This is a genomic window from Umezawaea sp. NPDC059074 (genome assembly GCF_042738955.1).
Lineage (GTDB): Bacteria > Actinomycetota > Actinomycetes > Mycobacteriales > Pseudonocardiaceae > Umezawaea.
Genome location: NZ_JBHYHC010000012.1, coordinates 37920 through 54402 on the forward strand (window position 1 = coordinate 37920; position 16483 = coordinate 54402).

The 16483-nt window shown below is 72.0% G+C and carries 14 protein-coding genes; 6 read left to right on the plus strand and 8 right to left on the minus strand.

The features are described 5' to 3' along the window. Positions 1-10: 10 nt before the first annotated feature. Positions 11-2734 (minus strand): BTAD domain-containing putative transcriptional regulator, encoded by a 2724-nt coding sequence (locus ACFWW9_RS08700; protein ID WP_390373433.1) that lies wholly within the window; start codon positions 2732-2734, stop codon positions 11-13. Positions 2735-2857: 123 nt separating this feature from the next. Here ACFWW9_RS08700 and ACFWW9_RS08705 point away from each other — a divergent pair, with 123 nt between their 5' ends. Continuing rightward, positions 2858-3229: a hypothetical protein gene (locus ACFWW9_RS08705; protein WP_390373436.1), complete on the plus strand. Its 372-nt coding sequence runs from the start codon at positions 2858-2860 to the stop codon at positions 3227-3229. A gap of 64 nt (positions 3230-3293) precedes the next feature. Here the strand turns inward: ACFWW9_RS08705 and ACFWW9_RS08710 are convergent, their stop codons facing one another. After that, positions 3294-4100, minus strand: a complete 807-nt coding sequence (locus ACFWW9_RS08710) for a class I SAM-dependent methyltransferase (RefSeq protein ID WP_390373439.1) — start codon at positions 4098-4100, stop codon at positions 3294-3296. Between the two features lie 211 nt (positions 4101-4311). Here ACFWW9_RS08710 and ACFWW9_RS08715 point away from each other — a divergent pair, with 211 nt between their 5' ends. From ACFWW9_RS08715 to rfbD, 3 genes are read left to right on the plus strand one after another with little or no spacing between them, the layout of a single operon-like run. Continuing rightward, positions 4312-5535: a glycosyltransferase gene (locus ACFWW9_RS08715; RefSeq protein WP_390373442.1), complete on the plus strand. Its 1224-nt coding sequence runs from the start codon at positions 4312-4314 to the stop codon at positions 5533-5535. Beyond that, complete coding sequence (rfbH, locus tag ACFWW9_RS08720; protein WP_390373444.1) at positions 5532-6839, plus strand: lipopolysaccharide biosynthesis protein RfbH; 1308 nt, start codon at positions 5532-5534, stop codon at positions 6837-6839. Before ACFWW9_RS08715 ends, rfbH begins: the two co-directional genes overlap by 4 nt. Continuing rightward, positions 6836-7669: a dTDP-4-dehydrorhamnose reductase gene (gene rfbD / locus ACFWW9_RS08725; protein ID WP_390373447.1), complete on the plus strand. Its 834-nt coding sequence runs from the start codon at positions 6836-6838 to the stop codon at positions 7667-7669. The genes rfbH and rfbD overlap by 4 nt, the downstream gene beginning before the upstream one ends. Before the next feature lie 9 nt (positions 7670-7678). On the opposite strand, the gene ACFWW9_RS08730 is transcribed toward rfbD, so the two are convergent. After that, positions 7679-8344, minus strand: a complete 666-nt coding sequence (locus ACFWW9_RS08730; protein ID WP_390373449.1) for a TetR/AcrR family transcriptional regulator — start codon at positions 8342-8344, stop codon at positions 7679-7681. Positions 8345-8450: 106 nt separating this feature from the next. Between ACFWW9_RS08730 and ACFWW9_RS08735 the strand changes: the two genes are divergently transcribed. Then, positions 8451-9389, plus strand: a complete 939-nt coding sequence (locus ACFWW9_RS08735; protein ID WP_390373450.1) for an SDR family NAD(P)-dependent oxidoreductase — start codon at positions 8451-8453, stop codon at positions 9387-9389. A 72-nt stretch (positions 9390-9461) separates the two neighbouring features. Here the strand turns inward: ACFWW9_RS08735 and ACFWW9_RS08740 are convergent, their stop codons facing one another. Both ACFWW9_RS08740 and ACFWW9_RS08745 read right to left on the minus strand, forming a co-directional pair. Then, a complete protein-coding gene (locus ACFWW9_RS08740) occupies positions 9462-10151 on the minus strand; it encodes a TetR/AcrR family transcriptional regulator (protein WP_390373453.1) in 690 nt (229 codons plus the stop codon). Positions 10152-10268: 117 nt separating this feature from the next. Beyond that, the gene (locus ACFWW9_RS08745; protein ID WP_390373455.1) at positions 10269-11105 is read right to left on the minus strand and encodes an SDR family NAD(P)-dependent oxidoreductase; all 837 of its coding nucleotides are present in this window, start codon (positions 11103-11105) and stop codon (positions 10269-10271) included. Between the two features lie 187 nt (positions 11106-11292). Here ACFWW9_RS08745 and ACFWW9_RS08750 point away from each other — a divergent pair, with 187 nt between their 5' ends. Beyond that, entirely contained in the window at positions 11293-12237 is a 945-nt protein-coding gene (locus ACFWW9_RS08750) for an acyltransferase domain-containing protein (RefSeq protein WP_390373458.1), read from the plus strand. A gap of 205 nt (positions 12238-12442) precedes the next feature. On the opposite strand, the gene ACFWW9_RS08755 is transcribed toward ACFWW9_RS08750, so the two are convergent. The 3 genes from ACFWW9_RS08755 to ACFWW9_RS08765 all read right to left on the minus strand — a co-directional run. Then, positions 12443-13387: an FG-GAP repeat domain-containing protein gene (locus tag ACFWW9_RS08755; protein ID WP_390373460.1), complete on the minus strand. Its 945-nt coding sequence runs from the start codon at positions 13385-13387 to the stop codon at positions 12443-12445. A 76-nt stretch (positions 13388-13463) separates the two neighbouring features. Further along, the gene (locus ACFWW9_RS08760) at positions 13464-16082 is read right to left on the minus strand and encodes a LuxR C-terminal-related transcriptional regulator (protein WP_390373462.1); all 2619 of its coding nucleotides are present in this window, start codon (positions 16080-16082) and stop codon (positions 13464-13466) included. Positions 16083-16142: 60 nt separating this feature from the next. After that, positions 16143-16483, minus strand: a 341-nt coding sequence (locus ACFWW9_RS08765) for an aldehyde dehydrogenase family protein (protein ID WP_390373464.1), incomplete at its 5' end; no start/stop codon positions are given.

Sequence of the window (16483 nt, forward strand, 5' to 3'; positions counted from 1 at the left end):
GGACGCCGCGCTAGGCCGCGCCGAGCTGGTCCGAGACCGCGGTCACGTCGCTCGCGCGGCCCTGCGCCTCGTACAGGCCGAGGGCCTTGGTCCACAGCTCCCGTGCCTGGTCGCGGTCGCCCAGCGCGGCGCGCACGTCGCCGAGGTGGTGCAGCACGGTCGCCTCCTCGTAGCTGTTGTCCAGCTTCCGGTACAGGTCGAGGGCCTCCTGGTAGTGGGCGACGGCGTCGGCCTGCCTGCCGTCGTGGTGGGCGATGTGGCCGAGGCTGTCCAACGTCGCGGCCATGCCCTCCTCGTGCCCCAGCTCGCGGTTCATCCTCATGCCCTCCGCGCAGAACTCCCGCGCCTCGGCGTACCGGCCGAGGCACGCGTAGCGCCAGCCGACCTCGTTGAACGACTCGGCCACGCGGATCGGCGAACCCGACTTCCGGAAGCCGTCGAGGGCGCTCGTGGAGTGCGCCAGCGCGCTCTCGAAGTCCCCCTCGAACTCCGCGGCCCACGCGTTCGCCCGGTGCGCGGTCGCGAGAGCGCCGTGGTCGTCGCCCTGCCGCAGGATCTCCACGCAGCGCCGCAGGTGGTCGTGCCCGCGTTCGGAGGAGGACATCTCGATGTGGTTCACGCCGAGGCACAGGTGCGCGGTGGCCTGCTTGCCCGCGTCGCCGATCCGCTCGGCGGAGGCGAGCCCGACGAACCACGCCGCCACGTCGTCCTCGGACCGCCCGCGCCGCAGGTGGTAGTTGTTCATCGTCCTGGCCAGCATCCACGCGACCTCGTGCCACCCGCGGTCCGCGGCGACCCGCTGCACGGCCAGCAGGGCCTCGTGCTCGGTGTCGTACCAGCGCATGGCCTCGGCGGCGTCCGCGAAGCCCAGCGGGTGGCAGCCCTCGACCTCGTCCAGGTCCGGCAGCGGTTTGTGCGGTTCGAGGGTGAGGGCCGCGGCCCGCGCGGTGCCGACGTGGAACCCGACCAGCCGCCGCAGCGCCGCCTCGTCGTCCGCCGCCGCGGCCAGGTCCGCCGCGTACAGCCCCACCAGGTCGTGCGTCCGGTAGCGACCAGGAGCGTGCTGCTGCACCAGGTGGGCGTTCTCCAGGTCCCGCAACAGGATCCGGGCGCGACCCGCCGTCAGTGCGGTGAGCGACACGATGGCGGGCAGGCCGATCTCGGCCGACGGCGAGAGGCCGAGCAGCGTGAACAGCGCGGCCGCCTCGGGGCGCAGCGCGTCGACCGACCAGGAGAACACCGCGCGCAGGCTCGCCCCGATCTCGCCCGCGTCCAGCGCGTCCAGCCGCTCGGAGCTGTCGCGCAGCTCGTCGGCGAGCACCGAGAGCGGGAATCCGGGGTCCATGGCCGCGCGCGCCGCGACGATGCCCAACGCCAACGGGAGACCGCCGCACCAGCCGATCAGGGCTGTGACCACGTCCGGTTCGGCGGCGACGCGGTCGGCCCCGATGCGGGCGACGAGGAACTCGTGCGCCTCGCGGTCGTCGAGCACGTCCAGCGACAGCGACCGGGCCCCGTGCGACGTCAGCAGCCCCGGCAGCCGCAGCCTGCTGGTGACGACCACCGCGCACGACGGGCTCCCCGGCAGCAGGGGGCTCACCTGCTCGGTGTCGCGGGCGTTGTCCAGCACCACGAGCAGCCGCTTGCCGGACACCAGGCTGCGGTAGCGGCCCGTCTGCGCGTCCAGGCTCGCCGGGATGGCGGCCGGGTCCTCGCCGAGGGCTTCGAGGAAGCCGCGCACGGCGACCGTCGGCGGCAGCGGTTCACCGGACGGGTCGAACCCGCGCAGGTTCACGTAGAGCTGGCCGTCCGGGAAGTCGTCCGCGTGCTGGTGCGCCCACTGCACGGCCAGCGCGGTCTTGCCGATCCCGCCGGTGCCGCCGATCGCGGTGATCAGCACCGTGCCCGCGGGCTCGGCGGCGTTCAGGGCCGCGAGCTCGTCCGCGCGGCCGGTGAACCACCGCTGCCGCGCGGGCAGCTGCCGGGGCACCGCGCGGGCCTCCGCGGTGACGAGGTCCGGGTCCGACGTGAGGATGCCCTGGTGCAGGTCGCGCAGCGGCGCTCCGGGATCGGCCCCCAACTCCTCGGCGAGGTGGCGGCGCACGTGCTCGTAGTGCCGCAACGCCTCGGCCGAGCCGCCGCCGCGGTGCAGGGCCAGCATCAGCTGCGCGGCCAGGCGCTCGTCGAGCGGGTGCTCCGCCACGGCCGCGCGCAGACCCGGCAGCACCACGGCGTGCCGTCCGCAGCGCAGCGCCGCGTCGTTGCGGTCCAGTTCGGCCGCCGCGCGCTCGGCGTGCAGCGCGTCGCGCACCGAGTCCAGCCACGGCGACTCCAACCCGACCAGCGCGTGACCCCGCCACAGCGCGAGGGCGTCGTCCAGCAGCGCGAACGACCGCTCGTCGTCCGCCGTGTCGCGCGCCTGCCGCACGAGGGACCGGAAGCGGTGCAGGTCGACGGTGTCCGGGTCGACGGCGAGCAGGTAGCCGCCCGGCGTGCGCTCGACGTCGACACCGAGCAGGCGGCGCAGCTTCGACAGGTAGCCGTAGAGCGTGTCCTTCGCGCGCTGCGGGGCCCGGTCGCCCCACACGCGGTCGAGCAGCCGGTCGACGGGGACTGGTCTGCCCTCCTCCACGAGCAGCGCCACCAGCACGCAGCGCTGCCGGATGTGGCCGATGTCGACCACCCGTCCGTCCGAGCGCACTTCCACGTCACCGAGCAGACCGAACTCCAGCACCAAGACAAGCCCCCCATCAGGTGATTCAAGATTCATCCTAGGTTTGTTCTTGATCACCCGGCCAACGTGGTCACCACGGTCCCGCAGCGGACCGCGCCCTTCTTCCCTACCGAGAGGCACCACGTGAAGTTCCGCAAGCTCGCCCTGGCCCTGGTCGGCACCGGTCTCGCGGTCGGCGCGCTGAGCGCCCCCGCCTCGGCCGCGACCGACCCCTCCGACGACGTGTCGGCCGCGGCGGTCCACACCAAGTCGGCCGCCTGCGCGTCGCCGAGCGGCCAGAAGATCAACATCTCCTGGGGCGACGGCAACGTCAGCACCACGGTCTACTACAACAACCACTGCAACCAGAAGCGCGCCATCGAGCTCCAGTTCGTGCGCGAGAGCGGCGAGTTCTTCACCAAGTGCGTCGTCGCGCCCGCGAACACCAAGAGCAGCAAGAAGGTCGACAACAGCAACCCGAACAAGGTGACCATCCTGTCCGGGGCCAGCTGCTGACGACCGGTGCGTGAGTGATCGTTCCGCGGCGCCGGCTCCTGGGGGGTTCGGCGCCGCGGGCGGACTAGCGGCGGGCCGTGACGAGCCAGGCGCGCGAGTCGAACCACACTCCGTCGACGGTGCTGTGCCCGGCCATGACCGCGCGCAGCCGGTCCAACGCCCGCTCGGCCTCCCCGGCGTCGAACCGGACGAACGCCTCGCTCGCCATCCGCAACGCGAGCACCGCGTCGGCGGCGGCGTCGGCATCCGCGCCGTAGTAGACGGGCTCCCGCACGTCGTTGACGCTCACGTCGGTGAACCCCGCCGCGGTCAGGACCCCGTCCACGGTGGCCGGATCGGCCAGGGAGAACGGCCCGCCCGCAGCGGGCGGAACGGGGGCCGGGTCACGACCCGCGAGCGCGCCCTGGATCGCGGCCACCCACTCCTGCTCGCCGCTGTCCTGCCACACCAGCTGCACCAGCCGCCCGCCCGGCCGCAACGCGCGCCCGATGTTGGTGAACGCCGCGACCGGGTCGGCGAAGAACATCGTGCCGAACCGGCTGGTCCCGAGCGTGAACCGCTCCGACGGGAACGGGTGGACCTGCGCGTCCGCCTGCTCGAACCGCACGTTGTCCAGGCCCTCGGCCGCGGCCAACTCACGGGCGCGCGCCACCATCGCCGCGGACACGTCGACACCGAGCGCACCGCCCCCGGTCGCGAGTCGGGCGGACTCGCGGGTGGTCCGACCGGCGCCGCACCCGATGTCCAGCACGTGGTCGTCGGCCCGCACGTCGAACGCCTCGCGCAGCAGCGGTTGATAGCGACGCAGCTCGGCGTCGTAGTCGAACACCGCGTTCGCGACCGGTCCCCCGTGGCTCTCCTCCTCGACCATGCGGCCATCATGCAGGTTCCACCGCCCGGATCAAGGGTGAACCCGTCAACAGCACACCTCGCACTGTGAAAAGCGCAAATGGGTAATGCGTGCGGGACGATCGACAGCCGATGGCCTATCGGCAAGTAGCCTGAACAAGTCGCCCGTCCTCGTGCAAGGGGATTTCACGGGCGCATTTCGGCGTCTCAGGATTCACGATGGGTGGGTCGCGATGAACATTCCCCCTGACGGCCGCATACGAGTGCTCGTCACCGCCAATCCATTCGAATCGCACCTCCGCGGACTGGTCACGCTCGTCACCACCTTGGGCGAACTCGGTCACGACGTGCGGGTCGCGGTTCCCGACGGCTGGTCCGAACGGCTGCGCGACTACGGCGTGACCACCGTCGAGATCGGGCCGATGTGGCTCGATCCCACGTTCGCCTCCGTCGTCTTCGGCGCTCTGCTCGACGGTGGCGCGGCGGGCTTCGACCGGACCCTGATCACGGAATTCACCTCTCCCCGTTTCGTCGGTCCCGTCGTCGACGGGGTGCTCCGACTGGCCGAGCACTGGCGTCCGCACGTGGTGGTGCACGAATGCACCGAATTCGGCGGATATCTCGCCGCGGAGGTGCTCGGGATTCCGCACGTCGTCGTGGACATCGGCTCGATGGACGCGATCGCGCTGGGCCTTCACGACGAGGTGATCCGGTCGGCGTTGACCGCGATTCGCTCTCGACTCGGACTCCCGCCGGAGCCGGTCACGCCGGGAATCCTGCGTGACCTCACGGTCTCGATGACGCCGGTGCAGTTCAACCACGCGAACTTCGAAACGCCTCTCGCCCGTTATCGGCACGAATTCCCCGTGCGGCACGACGAGCGGCTGCCGGACGTGTTCGCCGACCTGCCGGAGGACAAGCCGGTCGTCTACCTCTCGATGGGGTCGATCGGTCCCCTGTCGTCACGGTTCATGCAGCGGTCGACGGAGATCTACGAGGAGCTGTTCACCGCGCTGTCCGCGCTCGACTGCTCCGTCATCGCCGCCCTGCCGTCGCGGTACGAGCCGCTGTTCCGCTCACTGCCGCCCCACGTCCACACCATGCCCTGGGTTCCGCAGTCGCTCGTGCTGGAGCACGTGGACCTGTTCATCACCCACGGCGGCCTGAACTCGATCCGCGACACGGTCACCGCGGGCGTGCCGCAGGTGCTGCTGCCCTTCTTCGCCGACCACCCCGGAAACGCCGTGCGCTGCGAACAGCTCGGCACCGGCATCCGGATCGATCCGACCACGGTCACCGCGGCGCAGGTGTTCTCCGCGTGCGAGCGCGTGCTGAAGGACCCCTCCTACCGGCAGAAGACCGAGGAACTCCAACACCACATGCGCGCGCTGCCACCACAAACCGCGTTCGCCGACGACCTGGCTCTGCTCGTCCAGAAGTCCGCGGACGCCTGGTGATCGAGCGGGAGGGGCTGCTCAAGACCATCCGGGAGTACCACGAGCAGCAGGCGGTTCGGCCGTTCGTGCCCGGCGTCACCGAGGTCCAGGTGTCCGGCGCCTGCCTCGACGCCGACGACAAGGCCGCGCTGACCGCGGCCGCGGTGGACCTGCGCATCGCGGCGGGAACCCTGGCGCACACCTTCGAGCGGTCGTTCGCCCGGAAGATCGGCACGCGCAAGGCGCGGCTGACCAACTCCGGGTCGTCGGCCAACCTGCTGGCGGTGACCGCGTTGACCGCGCCGGAACTGGGTGACGCCCGCCTGCGCCCAGGGGACGAGGTGGTCTCCGCCGCGGCGGCGTTCCCGACCACCGTCAACCCGATCCTGCAGAACGGCCTGACGCCGGTGTTCGTCGACATCGACCCGCGCACGTACAACCCGACGCTGGAGTCGCTGGAAGCCGCCATCGGACCGAAGACCCGTGCCATCGTGCTGGCCCACACGCTCGGCAACCCGTTCCCGGTCGCGGAGGTCGCCGAACTGTGCCGCGACCGAGGGCTGTTCCTGGTCGAGGACAACTGCGACGCGGTCGGGTCGAGGTACGGGTCGCGGCTCACCGGGACGTTCGGCGACCTATCGACCGTCAGCTTCTACCCGGCCCACCACCTGACCATGGGCGAGGGCGGCTGCGTCCTCACCGACAACCTGGTCCTGGCCAGGGTGGTGAAGTCCCTGCGCGACTGGGGCCGCGACTGCTGGTGCGCGCCGGGCGAGAGCAACAAGTGCGGCAAGCGGTTCGACTTCACGTTGGGCTGCCTGCCCCACGGGTTCGACCACAAGTACATCTACTCGCACATCGGCTACAACCTGAAGGCGACGGATCTGCAAGCCGCCCTCGGCCTGTCCCAACTCGCGAAGCTCGACTCCTTCTGCGCCACCAGAAGGCACAACTGGTCCAGGCTCCGCGAGGGACTCGACGGGATCCACCACCTGCGCCTCCCCGAACCGACGCCGGGCAGCGACCCGAGCTGGTTCGGCTTCGCGATGACCGTCACGCCGGACGCCCCGTTCGGCCGCGCGGACGTCATCGCCTTCCTCGAAAGCCGGAGGATCTCCACCCGCGTCCTGTTCGCGGGCAACGTCCTGCGCCACCCCGCCTACACGGAGATCGCCTGCCGAATCCCCGGAAGCCTCGCGGTCAGCGACCACGTCGCCGACAACACCTTCTGGGTCGGCGTGTACCCCGGCATCACCGACGAGATGGCCGACTACGTGATCGCGTCCCTCCGAGAGTTCGTCGCGGGCCACGGACGGCCTTCGTGAGCCGGGTGCTCGTCACCGGCGCGGAAGGCCTGCTCGGCTCCCGGATCACCACCCTGTTCCGGAACGGGGGCCGCACGGTCGTGGGCCTCGGATCGCGGGAGCTGGACATCACCGACGCCACGGCGCTGGACGACGCCATCGCCCCGCGGGACGTGGTGATCAACTGCGCGGCCTACACCGCCGTCGACGCGGCCGAGACCGACCGTGATCGGGCGTTCGCGGTCAACGCGTCCGGCGCGGGCTTGGTGGCCCGTTTCTGCGCCGCCAAACGAGCCCGGCTGGTGCACCTCTCCACCGGCTACGTCTTCGACGGCACCTCCCCCACGCCGTACGAGACCTCGTCATCGCCCAGGCCGATCAACGTCTACGGCGAGTCCAAACTGGAGGGTGAACGGGCCGTGCGCGACGAGTTGCCCGACGCCCTCGTCGTCCGCACCATGTGGCTGCACGCGGGCCCGACGACCGCCTTCCCCGCCGCGCTCCTGCGAAGGTGCTCGCAGGGCAACCCCGTCTCGGTCGTCACCGACCAAGTCTCGTCCCCCACCTCCGTCGACGACCTGGTGGACGCGTTGGTCGCGTTGATCGCCCACCCCGACCCGCCGCTCCTGACCCACGCGACATCGACGGGCACGGCCACGAAGTACGACTTCGCCCGCCTCATCGCCACCACGGCGGGCCTCGACACCGCCCAGCTACGCCCTTGCCTGACGACGGACGTCCACACCGCGGCGGACCGCCCCCGGACCGTCGTGCTGTCGGACTCGTCGTGGACGGCCCGCGGCCTGAAGCCGCTGCCGCACTGGCGTGACGCCTATCGCCGCGCGACGTGATCCTGACCGTCAGGAGCGGGGCAGCACGCCCAGGAGAGCCCCGGTCAAGGTCAGCTGGAACGCGTCCTTCAGCTCCAGGTGCAAACGGGCCAGTTCGGGTTCCGCCTCGTAGGCCGCCTGGAGGCTGGGCGGGGGCGTGGTGTACGCCGACAACGCACCCGCCATGACCATGGTCTGCAAGCTGAACAGCGTCGCGCTCTCGCCCAGTTCCGGCAGGTACTTCCGGAGCAGGGCGGTCATGGCGGCCAGGCGGCCGAGCGAGGCGCGCTTGAAGCGCGTGACGACCTCGACCGAGACGTTGCGCTCCAGCACGCTGCCCTGCGCGCCGAACAGGTCGCACAGCACCGTTCGAGCGGAGAGCGAGCGGCCGAGGACGTCGGCCACCGCCTTCGCCCGGTCGACCATGGGCAGGTCCTCGTCGACACCCGCGGCCAGCTCGTCCGCCAACTCCGCCAGCCACACCTCCAGGAAGTGGTCCAGCAGCTCCAGCAGCACCGCCTCGCGGGACTCGAAGTAGCGCAGCACGTTCGGCTTCGCCAGACCCACCCGGCGGCTCAGCTCGTTCAGGGTCACCGCGGCCACGGGCATCTCGTCGAGCATCGCCGACGCCACGTCGAGGATCGCCCGTCGGCGGATCTCCCGCTGTTCGTCGGTTCGCGCCCGTTGGAACGTCACGAGCGACAGCCTAACTTGAGTACCGCCGGTACGTTGACAACGTACCTCGGGTACTTTATCGTCGGTGACACAAAGTACCCCCGGTACGTTAATCGAGGAGCCTGGCATGAGCGAGCAGTGGACGACGGCGAACATCCCGGACCAGCACGGGCGGGTGGCGGTGGTGACCGGGGCCAACACCGGACTGGGCTACGAGACCGCCAAGGCGCTCGCCGAGCGCGGGGCGTCCGTGGTGCTGGCCGTGCGCGACGTCGAGAAGGGTCGGCAGGCCGCGGGCGGCATGACCGGCGACGTGACCGTGCAGGCGCTGGACCTGACCTCGCTCGACTCCGTCCGGACCGCGGCGGCGGACCTGCGGTCCCGGTTCGACCGGATCGACCTGCTGATCAACAACGCGGGCGTGATGTACACGCCGAAGCAGACCACCCACGACGGCTTCGAGACCCAGTTCGGCACCAACCACCTCGGCCACTTCGCCCTCACCGGGCTGCTGCTGGACCGGATGCTGCCGGTGCCCGGCTCGCGCGTGGTCACGGTCAGCAGCGCGGGCCACCGCATCCGCGCCGCGATCCACTTCGACGACCTCCAGTGGGAGCGGTCGTACAGCCGGGTCGGCGCCTACGGCCAGTCCAAGCTCGCCAACCTGATGTTCACCTACGAGCTGCAACGCCGACTCGCCACGCACGGCACCACCATCGCCGTGGCCGCGCACCCCGGCGTGTCCAGCACCGAACTCGCCCGCAACACCCCCGCGGCCCTCCGCCTCCCCCTCACCTGGCTGGCGCCGCTCCTCACCCAGTCGCCCGCGATGGGCGCGCTGCCGACCCTGCGCGCCGCCACCGACCCCGCCACCCTCGGAGCCCAGTACTTCGGTCCCGGCGGATTCAGCGAGATCAGGGGCTACCCCCGACTTGTCACCTCGAGCCCGATGTCGTACGAAGTGGCCGTCCAGCAACGGTTGTGGGCCGCCTCCGAGGCCCTCACCGGCGTGACGTTCCCCGTTCTCCACTCCGGATCCGAGCGGCACGCCGAGTCGACGCGGTGACGCGGGCCGACGGTGAGCATTGACTTCGGTCAACACTGAAGTCATCGACACCAGGAGCGCGAACGAGGTCGATCACCGTGGCGGTCGGTGGCCGTCCGCCAGCGCGAGCGCGCCCGCGACCAGGGTGGCGATCATGCTCTCCAGCGCGGGCCGGAAGTCCATCCGGTACCTGGCCAGCTCGGGGTCCGCCTCGTAGGCGGCGAGCATGCCCGCGGAGGGCCTGGAGTGGGTCCAGACGGCGCCGGTGGCCATGACGACCTGGCCGCACAACCGGTCCGCGCCAGAACCGAGTTCGGGCAGGCGCGTGCGGGTCAGGTCGACCAGGGCGGCGACGTTGGCCAGGGCGGCGTTCTTGTAGCGACTCGCGACGTCCGCGGAGACGTTGTGCTCCAGGACGCCCGCTTGCGCACTGAGCAGATCGCACAGCGTGGTGTTCGCGGCGAAGGCGGCGCCGAGGACGGACGCGAACTCGGCGCCGCGGTCACGAGCCGATCGGGCGAGGCTCGGCTCGCTCGCGAGGTGCTCGCCGAGGTCGGCGGTCCACTGCTTCCAGGCCCGGTCGAGCAGTTCGAGCAGGATCGCCTCGCGGGACTCGAAGTACTTGAGGATCGCGGACTTGGCCAGGTGGCTGCGGCGGCTCAGCTCGTTGAGGGTGATCCTGCTCGTCGGCATCTCGTCGAGCATCCGCGCGGCGGTGTCCAGGATCGCCTCCCGGCGGATCTCCTGGGCCTCCTCGGTGCGAGCGCGCTGGAACGTGGCCATGTCCGACACCCTAAGGGAGTTCCGGTTCCCCGAACCCGCGGCGCGACGCGGCCACGGCTCCGCCGCTTGGAGTCTCCGGACCCGGTTCGCGTCGGGGATGGACGGTGCGGTGGGCGGTCAGTCCCAAGCGGACTCGGAGAGCGCGCGCCACTTGGCGTCGGACTCGGCCAGCGCCGCACCGGCGGCGTCCCAGTACCGCACCGCGTCCCTGCCGAGCAGGACGCGCACCGGCGCGTCCTCGCGGCCCGCGAGATCGGCGATGATCGAGGCGACCCGAGCCGGGTCCGCGGACTGGGCCGCCGCGGCCTCCGGGTCGCCGCCGCGGAGCATCTCGGCGAAGACGCCGACGGTCTGCCGGTAGGGCTCGCTGACCGGCGGGATCGTCATCGACGAGCCCGCCCAGTCGGTGCGCATCCCGCCCGGTTCCAGGACCGTGACCTTGACGCCGAACGGCGCGACCTCCTGGGCGAGAACGGTGGAGAAGCCGCCGACAGCCCACTTCGCGCTCTGGTACGCGGCCAGCCCCGGCGTGCCGATCCGGCCGCCCAGCGACGACACCTGGAAGACGTGCCCGGACCCCTGCTCGCGCAGGGTCGGCAGCACGGCCTTGGTGACGTGGACGACGCCGTAGAAGTTGGTGTCGATCTGCGCCCGGAAGTCCTCCAGCGCCACGTCCTCGACCGAGCCGAGGTCGCCGTACCCCGCGTTGTTGACGACCACGTCGAGCCGACCGAACACCTCCAGCCCGTGCTGGACGGCCTTCCGCACGTCGTCGTCGTTGGTGACGTCCAACGCCACGGGCAGCAGCCGATCCCCGTGGCGCGCGCGGAGGTCGTCGAGCTGCTCGGGCTTCCGCGCCGTGGCCACCACCCGATCCCCCGCCACCAACGCCGCTTCCACGATCGCGCGCCCCAGACCGCGAGAGCTTCCGGTCACGAACCACACCTTGGACATGGACTTCCTCCACGATCGACCGGCACGCCCATCTTGCGTACCGCTGGTCCCTTACCGGGTCCAAAGTAAGGGACCAGCGGTACCGTGTCAAGGGACCGGCGGTCCCGTAAGTCGCTCAAAGAGGCTCTGAACTGCAAAGACACCGAACTTGGGCTCGGGCAGTCCCCCGGCCGGTAAGGTCGTCCGCGTGGACCTGGACGACATCGCCGCCCGTCTCGGAGTGCCCGTCGCGGAGGTCGAGCGCGTGCACCGGCTCGCCGGTGACCGACCGTCGGCTCCGCTGCCCGCGAAGGCCGACGCGCCCGCGATCCTCGACCGGCTCGCGGTGCCACCGGACGACGCGGCCGAGATCATGGCGGGCTGGCCCGACCCCGACTCCCCGCTGTGGACCCCGGAGCTGCGCTGGCTGCTCGACCGCTCGACCGCCCTGGTCCGCGCCGACCTCGGCGGCCACGACTGGCTGCCGCCCGGCCCGGAGCTGCCCCGCGACCGGGGCCTCGCCTGGCGGCACCTCTACGTGTACGCGTACCTGGCCCTGGTCGACGTCGTCACGGCGTACCACCGCGACCACGGCATCTCCGACGCGGTGTCGTGGACGACGCTGGCCGACCTGGGCCGCAACCTCGCGGTCGACCGGCGGATGCGCGGCGAGGGCTGGCCGGTCATGCAGAGCTGGCTGACGCTGCACGCCCGCGGCGGCGTCTACGAACTGGGCCGCCTGCAACACCAGCGCGGCGGCACGGCCATCGGCCTGCACATCCCCGAGGCGGGCCCGCTGACCCCGAAGTCGATCGACGCGTCCCTCGACGAGGCCCGAGCGTTCTTCCCGCGCCACTTCCCCGACGAGCACTACACGGCGTTCTCCTGCGGCTCCTGGCTCCTCGACCCGCAACTGCTGGACTACCTGCCCGAGGACTCCAACATCATCCGCTTCCAGCAGCGGTTCGAACTGGAACCCCACGAGCAGCTGGAAGGGCTGGACGCCGACGTCGAGGTGCTCCGCTTCGCCTTCCGCACCCTCACCACACCACTCGACCAACTACCCCACGGCACCGCACTCCAACGCGCGATCGTCACCCACCTGCAAGCGGGCCACCACTGGCAGTGGCGCACCGGCCGCTTCCCGCTCTAGCACGTGGTGGGGGGGGGGCGGGGGGGGGGCCCCCCCCCCACCCCCCGCCCAAAAACACCACGGCCACAATCCCCCCGGCGTGGAGCAGCCCCCGGGGGTGTGGGAAGGGGAGGCGGCCCACCCCTGCGTGGGCCCCCCCGCCCCATCCCCGCTCCCCCCGGGGGGGGGCGGTACCCCGTGCGCCCCCCCCCCCCCCACGGACGCGCTACCTCACGAGGTCCACGATGCCCCAGGTCGAGGAGCAGCCCGAGGTGTAGTCGCAGTGCCAGTCGACGTCCTGCTTGGCGAGGACGTTGCCGTAGCCGTTGAGCAGCCAGCTCGACACCACGCCGGACGTGTCGTCGTACCAGGTGACGTCCTGCCTGCCGTCGCCGTTGAGGTCACCCACGCCGATCGGGCGCCAGCGGGACGAGCAGCCGGACGGGTAGTCGCAGTGCCAGTCGACGTCCTGCTTGGCCAAGACGTTCCCGTACCCGTTGAGCAGCCAGCTCGACACCACGCCGGTGAAGTAGTTGAACCACACCAGGTCGACGTGCCCGTCGCCGTTCACGTCGCCCACCCCGACCGGCCGCCAGTACGTCGCGCAGGTCGAGGAGTAGTCGCAGCGCCAGTCGAGGTCCTGCTTGGCCAGGACGTTTCCGTAGCCGTTGAGCAGCCAGGCCGAGACCACCCCCGTGCCGGAGTTCCACCACACGACGTCCTGGTTGTGGTCGCCGTTGACATCGCCCAGCGCGATCGGCTTCCACTGGGTGGAGCAGCCGGAGGCCTGGTCGCAGTGCCAGTCGACGGGCTGGGTGCCCAGGACCGTGCCGGACCCGTTGGTCAGCCAGGTGGACACCTCGCCGGAGGTGCGGTTGAACCAGGTGACGTCCTGGTCGCCGTCGTTGTTCAGGTCGCCGGTCCCGATGGGCTTCCACGCGGTGGAGCACCCCGACGCGTACGAGCAGGTCCACGTCAGCGGCTGCGCCCCCAGGACGTTGCCGTAGCCGTTGAGCTGCCAGCTCGACACCTCACCCGTGCCGCGGTTGAACCACATCAGGTCCGTCGTCGCGTTGGTCGCGCCCGCCGTGGACGCCGTGCCCGCGAGGACGAGGACCGCCACCGCGCTCGCGGCCACCGCCCGGACCAGTCGTCTGATCACGTTCTTCATCTGCTGTGCCCTTCCCCTTGCACACCGTTGCGGGGTCAGCCTCACCCGCGGGTGCCGGGGCTCCGCGAGTAGTCGGCTACTCGTCTTCGGCCGGGTCGACGCCGAGGAGGTCCGCGTACTCGGACCTGGTGGTCGCGCCGAGCTTCGCCGAGGCGCGGTAGAGGTGGCCCTCGACGGTGCGCACCGAGACCACCAGCAGGTCGGCGATCCGGCGGTTGGACAGGCCGCGGGCGGCCATGGCGACGATCTCGCGCTCCCGTTCGGTGAGGGGCAGCGGTGACGCCGCCGCGACGAGCGCCGGGGTGCGCGCGCCGTCGCCCAGTCGGCGGGCCCGTTCGGCCGCCGCGTGCGCGGCGCTCCGGTGGCCGCCGCGACCGTGGACCTCGGCCGCCTGGGCGGCCGCGTCGGCCGCGGCGAGGAGGTCGCCCATCCGTTCCACCGCGGTCGAGGCCGCGAGCAGGGCGTCGGCGTCGCCGTCGGCCAACGCCCTGGCGTGGGCGGCGGCGGCCGGTGCGCGCGGTCCGTCCACACAGGACGCGAGTTCGGCGAGGCGAGCGGCCGGGGACCCGTCCCCGAAGCACACCGCGGTGTGCAGGGCGTGCACCTCGTGCGCGAGTTCCCCCCGGTCGGCCGCCAGGGCGGCGGCGTCGTGGGCGAGGACGACCGCTCGACTGGTCGCGCCCTCGGCGGCGGCCACCCACGCCCGCGCCAGGACCATCTCCGGGTCCAGCATCCCCACTCCGGGATGGTGGTGGTGCTCCAGCTCGGTCAACGCCCGCCGGGCCGCGCCGAGGTCGCCCGAGACGGCCAGGGCACGGGTGAGGGCGACGAGCGTGGCGTACCGCCATCCCCCGGCGTCGCCGAACGGTTCGACGCCCGCCCGGCCCTCGCGGAGCCACCGCACCGCGCCCGCCACTCGCCCGCAGGCCAGTTCGCCGTCGCCCACCAGGTAGCAGGCGATCTGCGCGCCGAGCGGAACGTCCTTGAGCTGGGACCACGTGTCGGCGGCGATCGTCGCGGCCTCGTCGAGGTAGCCCGCCAACCGCAAACCGTGGACTTGCAGCGCGACGAGGGGCAGTCGGAAGCTCGACCGTTCCGTGGAGTGGTCGGCCGCCTCGAAGCCGCGGGCCAGGTACGGGCCCATCCGGTCGGCGCGGCCGCTCGTCGCCAGTGCGGCGACCATCCCGCAGCACGCCATGAGGATCGACTCCGCCGTGAGCGAGTCGGCCGCGAAGACCTCGTGCGCGCCCGCCTCGGCCTTGGCGGGCCGCCCCGCCTCGCCGTCGATCATCGCCCGCAGCGCGGTGAACGGCAGGCGGTCGACGGTGGTGTGCCGCGCCTCCGCCTCGGCGACCATGGCCTCCGCGGCCGCGGGCCGGGCCAGGATCCACGTCGTGAACGTCGCACGGGTCACCGTCGCCCGGCTCACCTCCTCGTCGGTCGTGGCGAGCCGGGCGAGGGTCGCCAACTCGGCTTCCGCCTCCTCGGGCCGCCCCACGTAGACCGTCGTGTTGGCGACCATGGCCTGCGCCCGGAAACCGCCGCCCGCCCGGACCGCGGCCACGCCGAGCCGCCGCGCGAGCGCGAGGTCGCCCAGGTATGAGGACTGCTCGGCCGCGTCGACCAGCAGGTCCGGATCGGGGTCGAGGTCCGAGTCGAGCACGAGCGCCGCGAGCCGGAGGGTGTCCTCGGCCCGTCGCGCGCCGGTGGCCGACAGGGCGGTCGCTATCCGGCCGCGCAACCGCTGGGCGCGCAGCCGCCCCATCCCACCCCGCCGCGCCTCGCCGTAGAGCGGGTGCGCCAGTCGGGCTCGCAGGCGTCGCCCGTCGGCCTCCACCTGGATGAGTCCGGTGTCCTCGGCGAGTTCCACGGCGGCGGGATCGGTCAGCTCGCCCAGCAGGCGCACGCCGAGCGGTTCGCCCAGCGCGACGGTGTCCACGACGTCCCGCACCGGCTCGGACAACGAGCCCATGCGCGCCGCCAGGAGTTCCGCCAGCCCCGGCGTCACCGGCGGCGGTTCGGTCAGCCGCCAGACCCCGCGGTCGACGCGGAACGTGCCGCCGTCGACCGCGCCGTCGACCAGTTGCCGCAGGAACAGCACGTTGCCCTGGGACATGGTCCACAACTTCCCCGCAGCGCCGCTGTCGACCTGCCCGCCCAGCACCGCCTCCAGCAGGGCGGCGGTCTCCGCCTCGGTCAGCGGCCGCACGTCCAGCCGGTCGAGCCTGCGGTCCTTCCACAGCGAGGAGATCGCGTCCGGCGCCCGCGCACCCGCCCGCACGGTGGTCAGGACCATCGCGCTGCGGCGGACGACCAGCAGGTGGACGAGCGCCGCGGACAAGTCGTCGAGCAGGTGGGCGTCGTCCACCGCCACGACCACGCGTTCCTTGCCCGCACCGGCCACCAGCGCCTCGGCGGCCCGCGGGAGCACTTGGGCCTGGTCCTGGCCGAGGTCCGTGAGCAAGCCCGCGAACGCGCCGAGCGGCAGCCCCTGGGACGAGGCGGTGGCGACCGCCCACCGCACGACCACCCCGTTCCGCTCGGCGCGCGCCACCACTTCCCGCGCGAGCCGCGTCTTGCCCACCCCGGCGGTGCCCGCGAGCACCAGCCCGCCCGCACCTTCCTGGTGCCGCATCGCCGCCGCCGCGAACCTCAGCTCCTCGGACCGCCCGACCAGCGGCCATCTCAGTCCCACACCCGTAAGTAGGGCCCGCCCGGTCGAGCGTTACGCGCCACCGTCCATTGTGGACGCTGGTCACCAGTCGACGGCCAGGTACTGCGTCTCCAGGAACTCGGCCATGCCGTGGTGGCCTCCCTCGCGGCCGATGCCGCTCTGCTTCACGCCGCCGAACGGGGCAGCGGGGTCCGACAGCACGCCGGTGTTGACGCCGACCATGCCCGTTTCCAGTGCCTCCCCGATGCGCAGCGCGCGGGCGAGGTCGGTGCTGTAGACGTAGGACGCCAGGCCCATGTCCGTGTCGTTGGCCAGGCGGACCGCCTCGGCGTCGTCGCGGAAGGCGATGATCGGCACGACCGGCGCGAAGAGCTCCTCACGCAGGATCGCCGCGTTCGGGGAGACCCCGCCCAGCACCACCT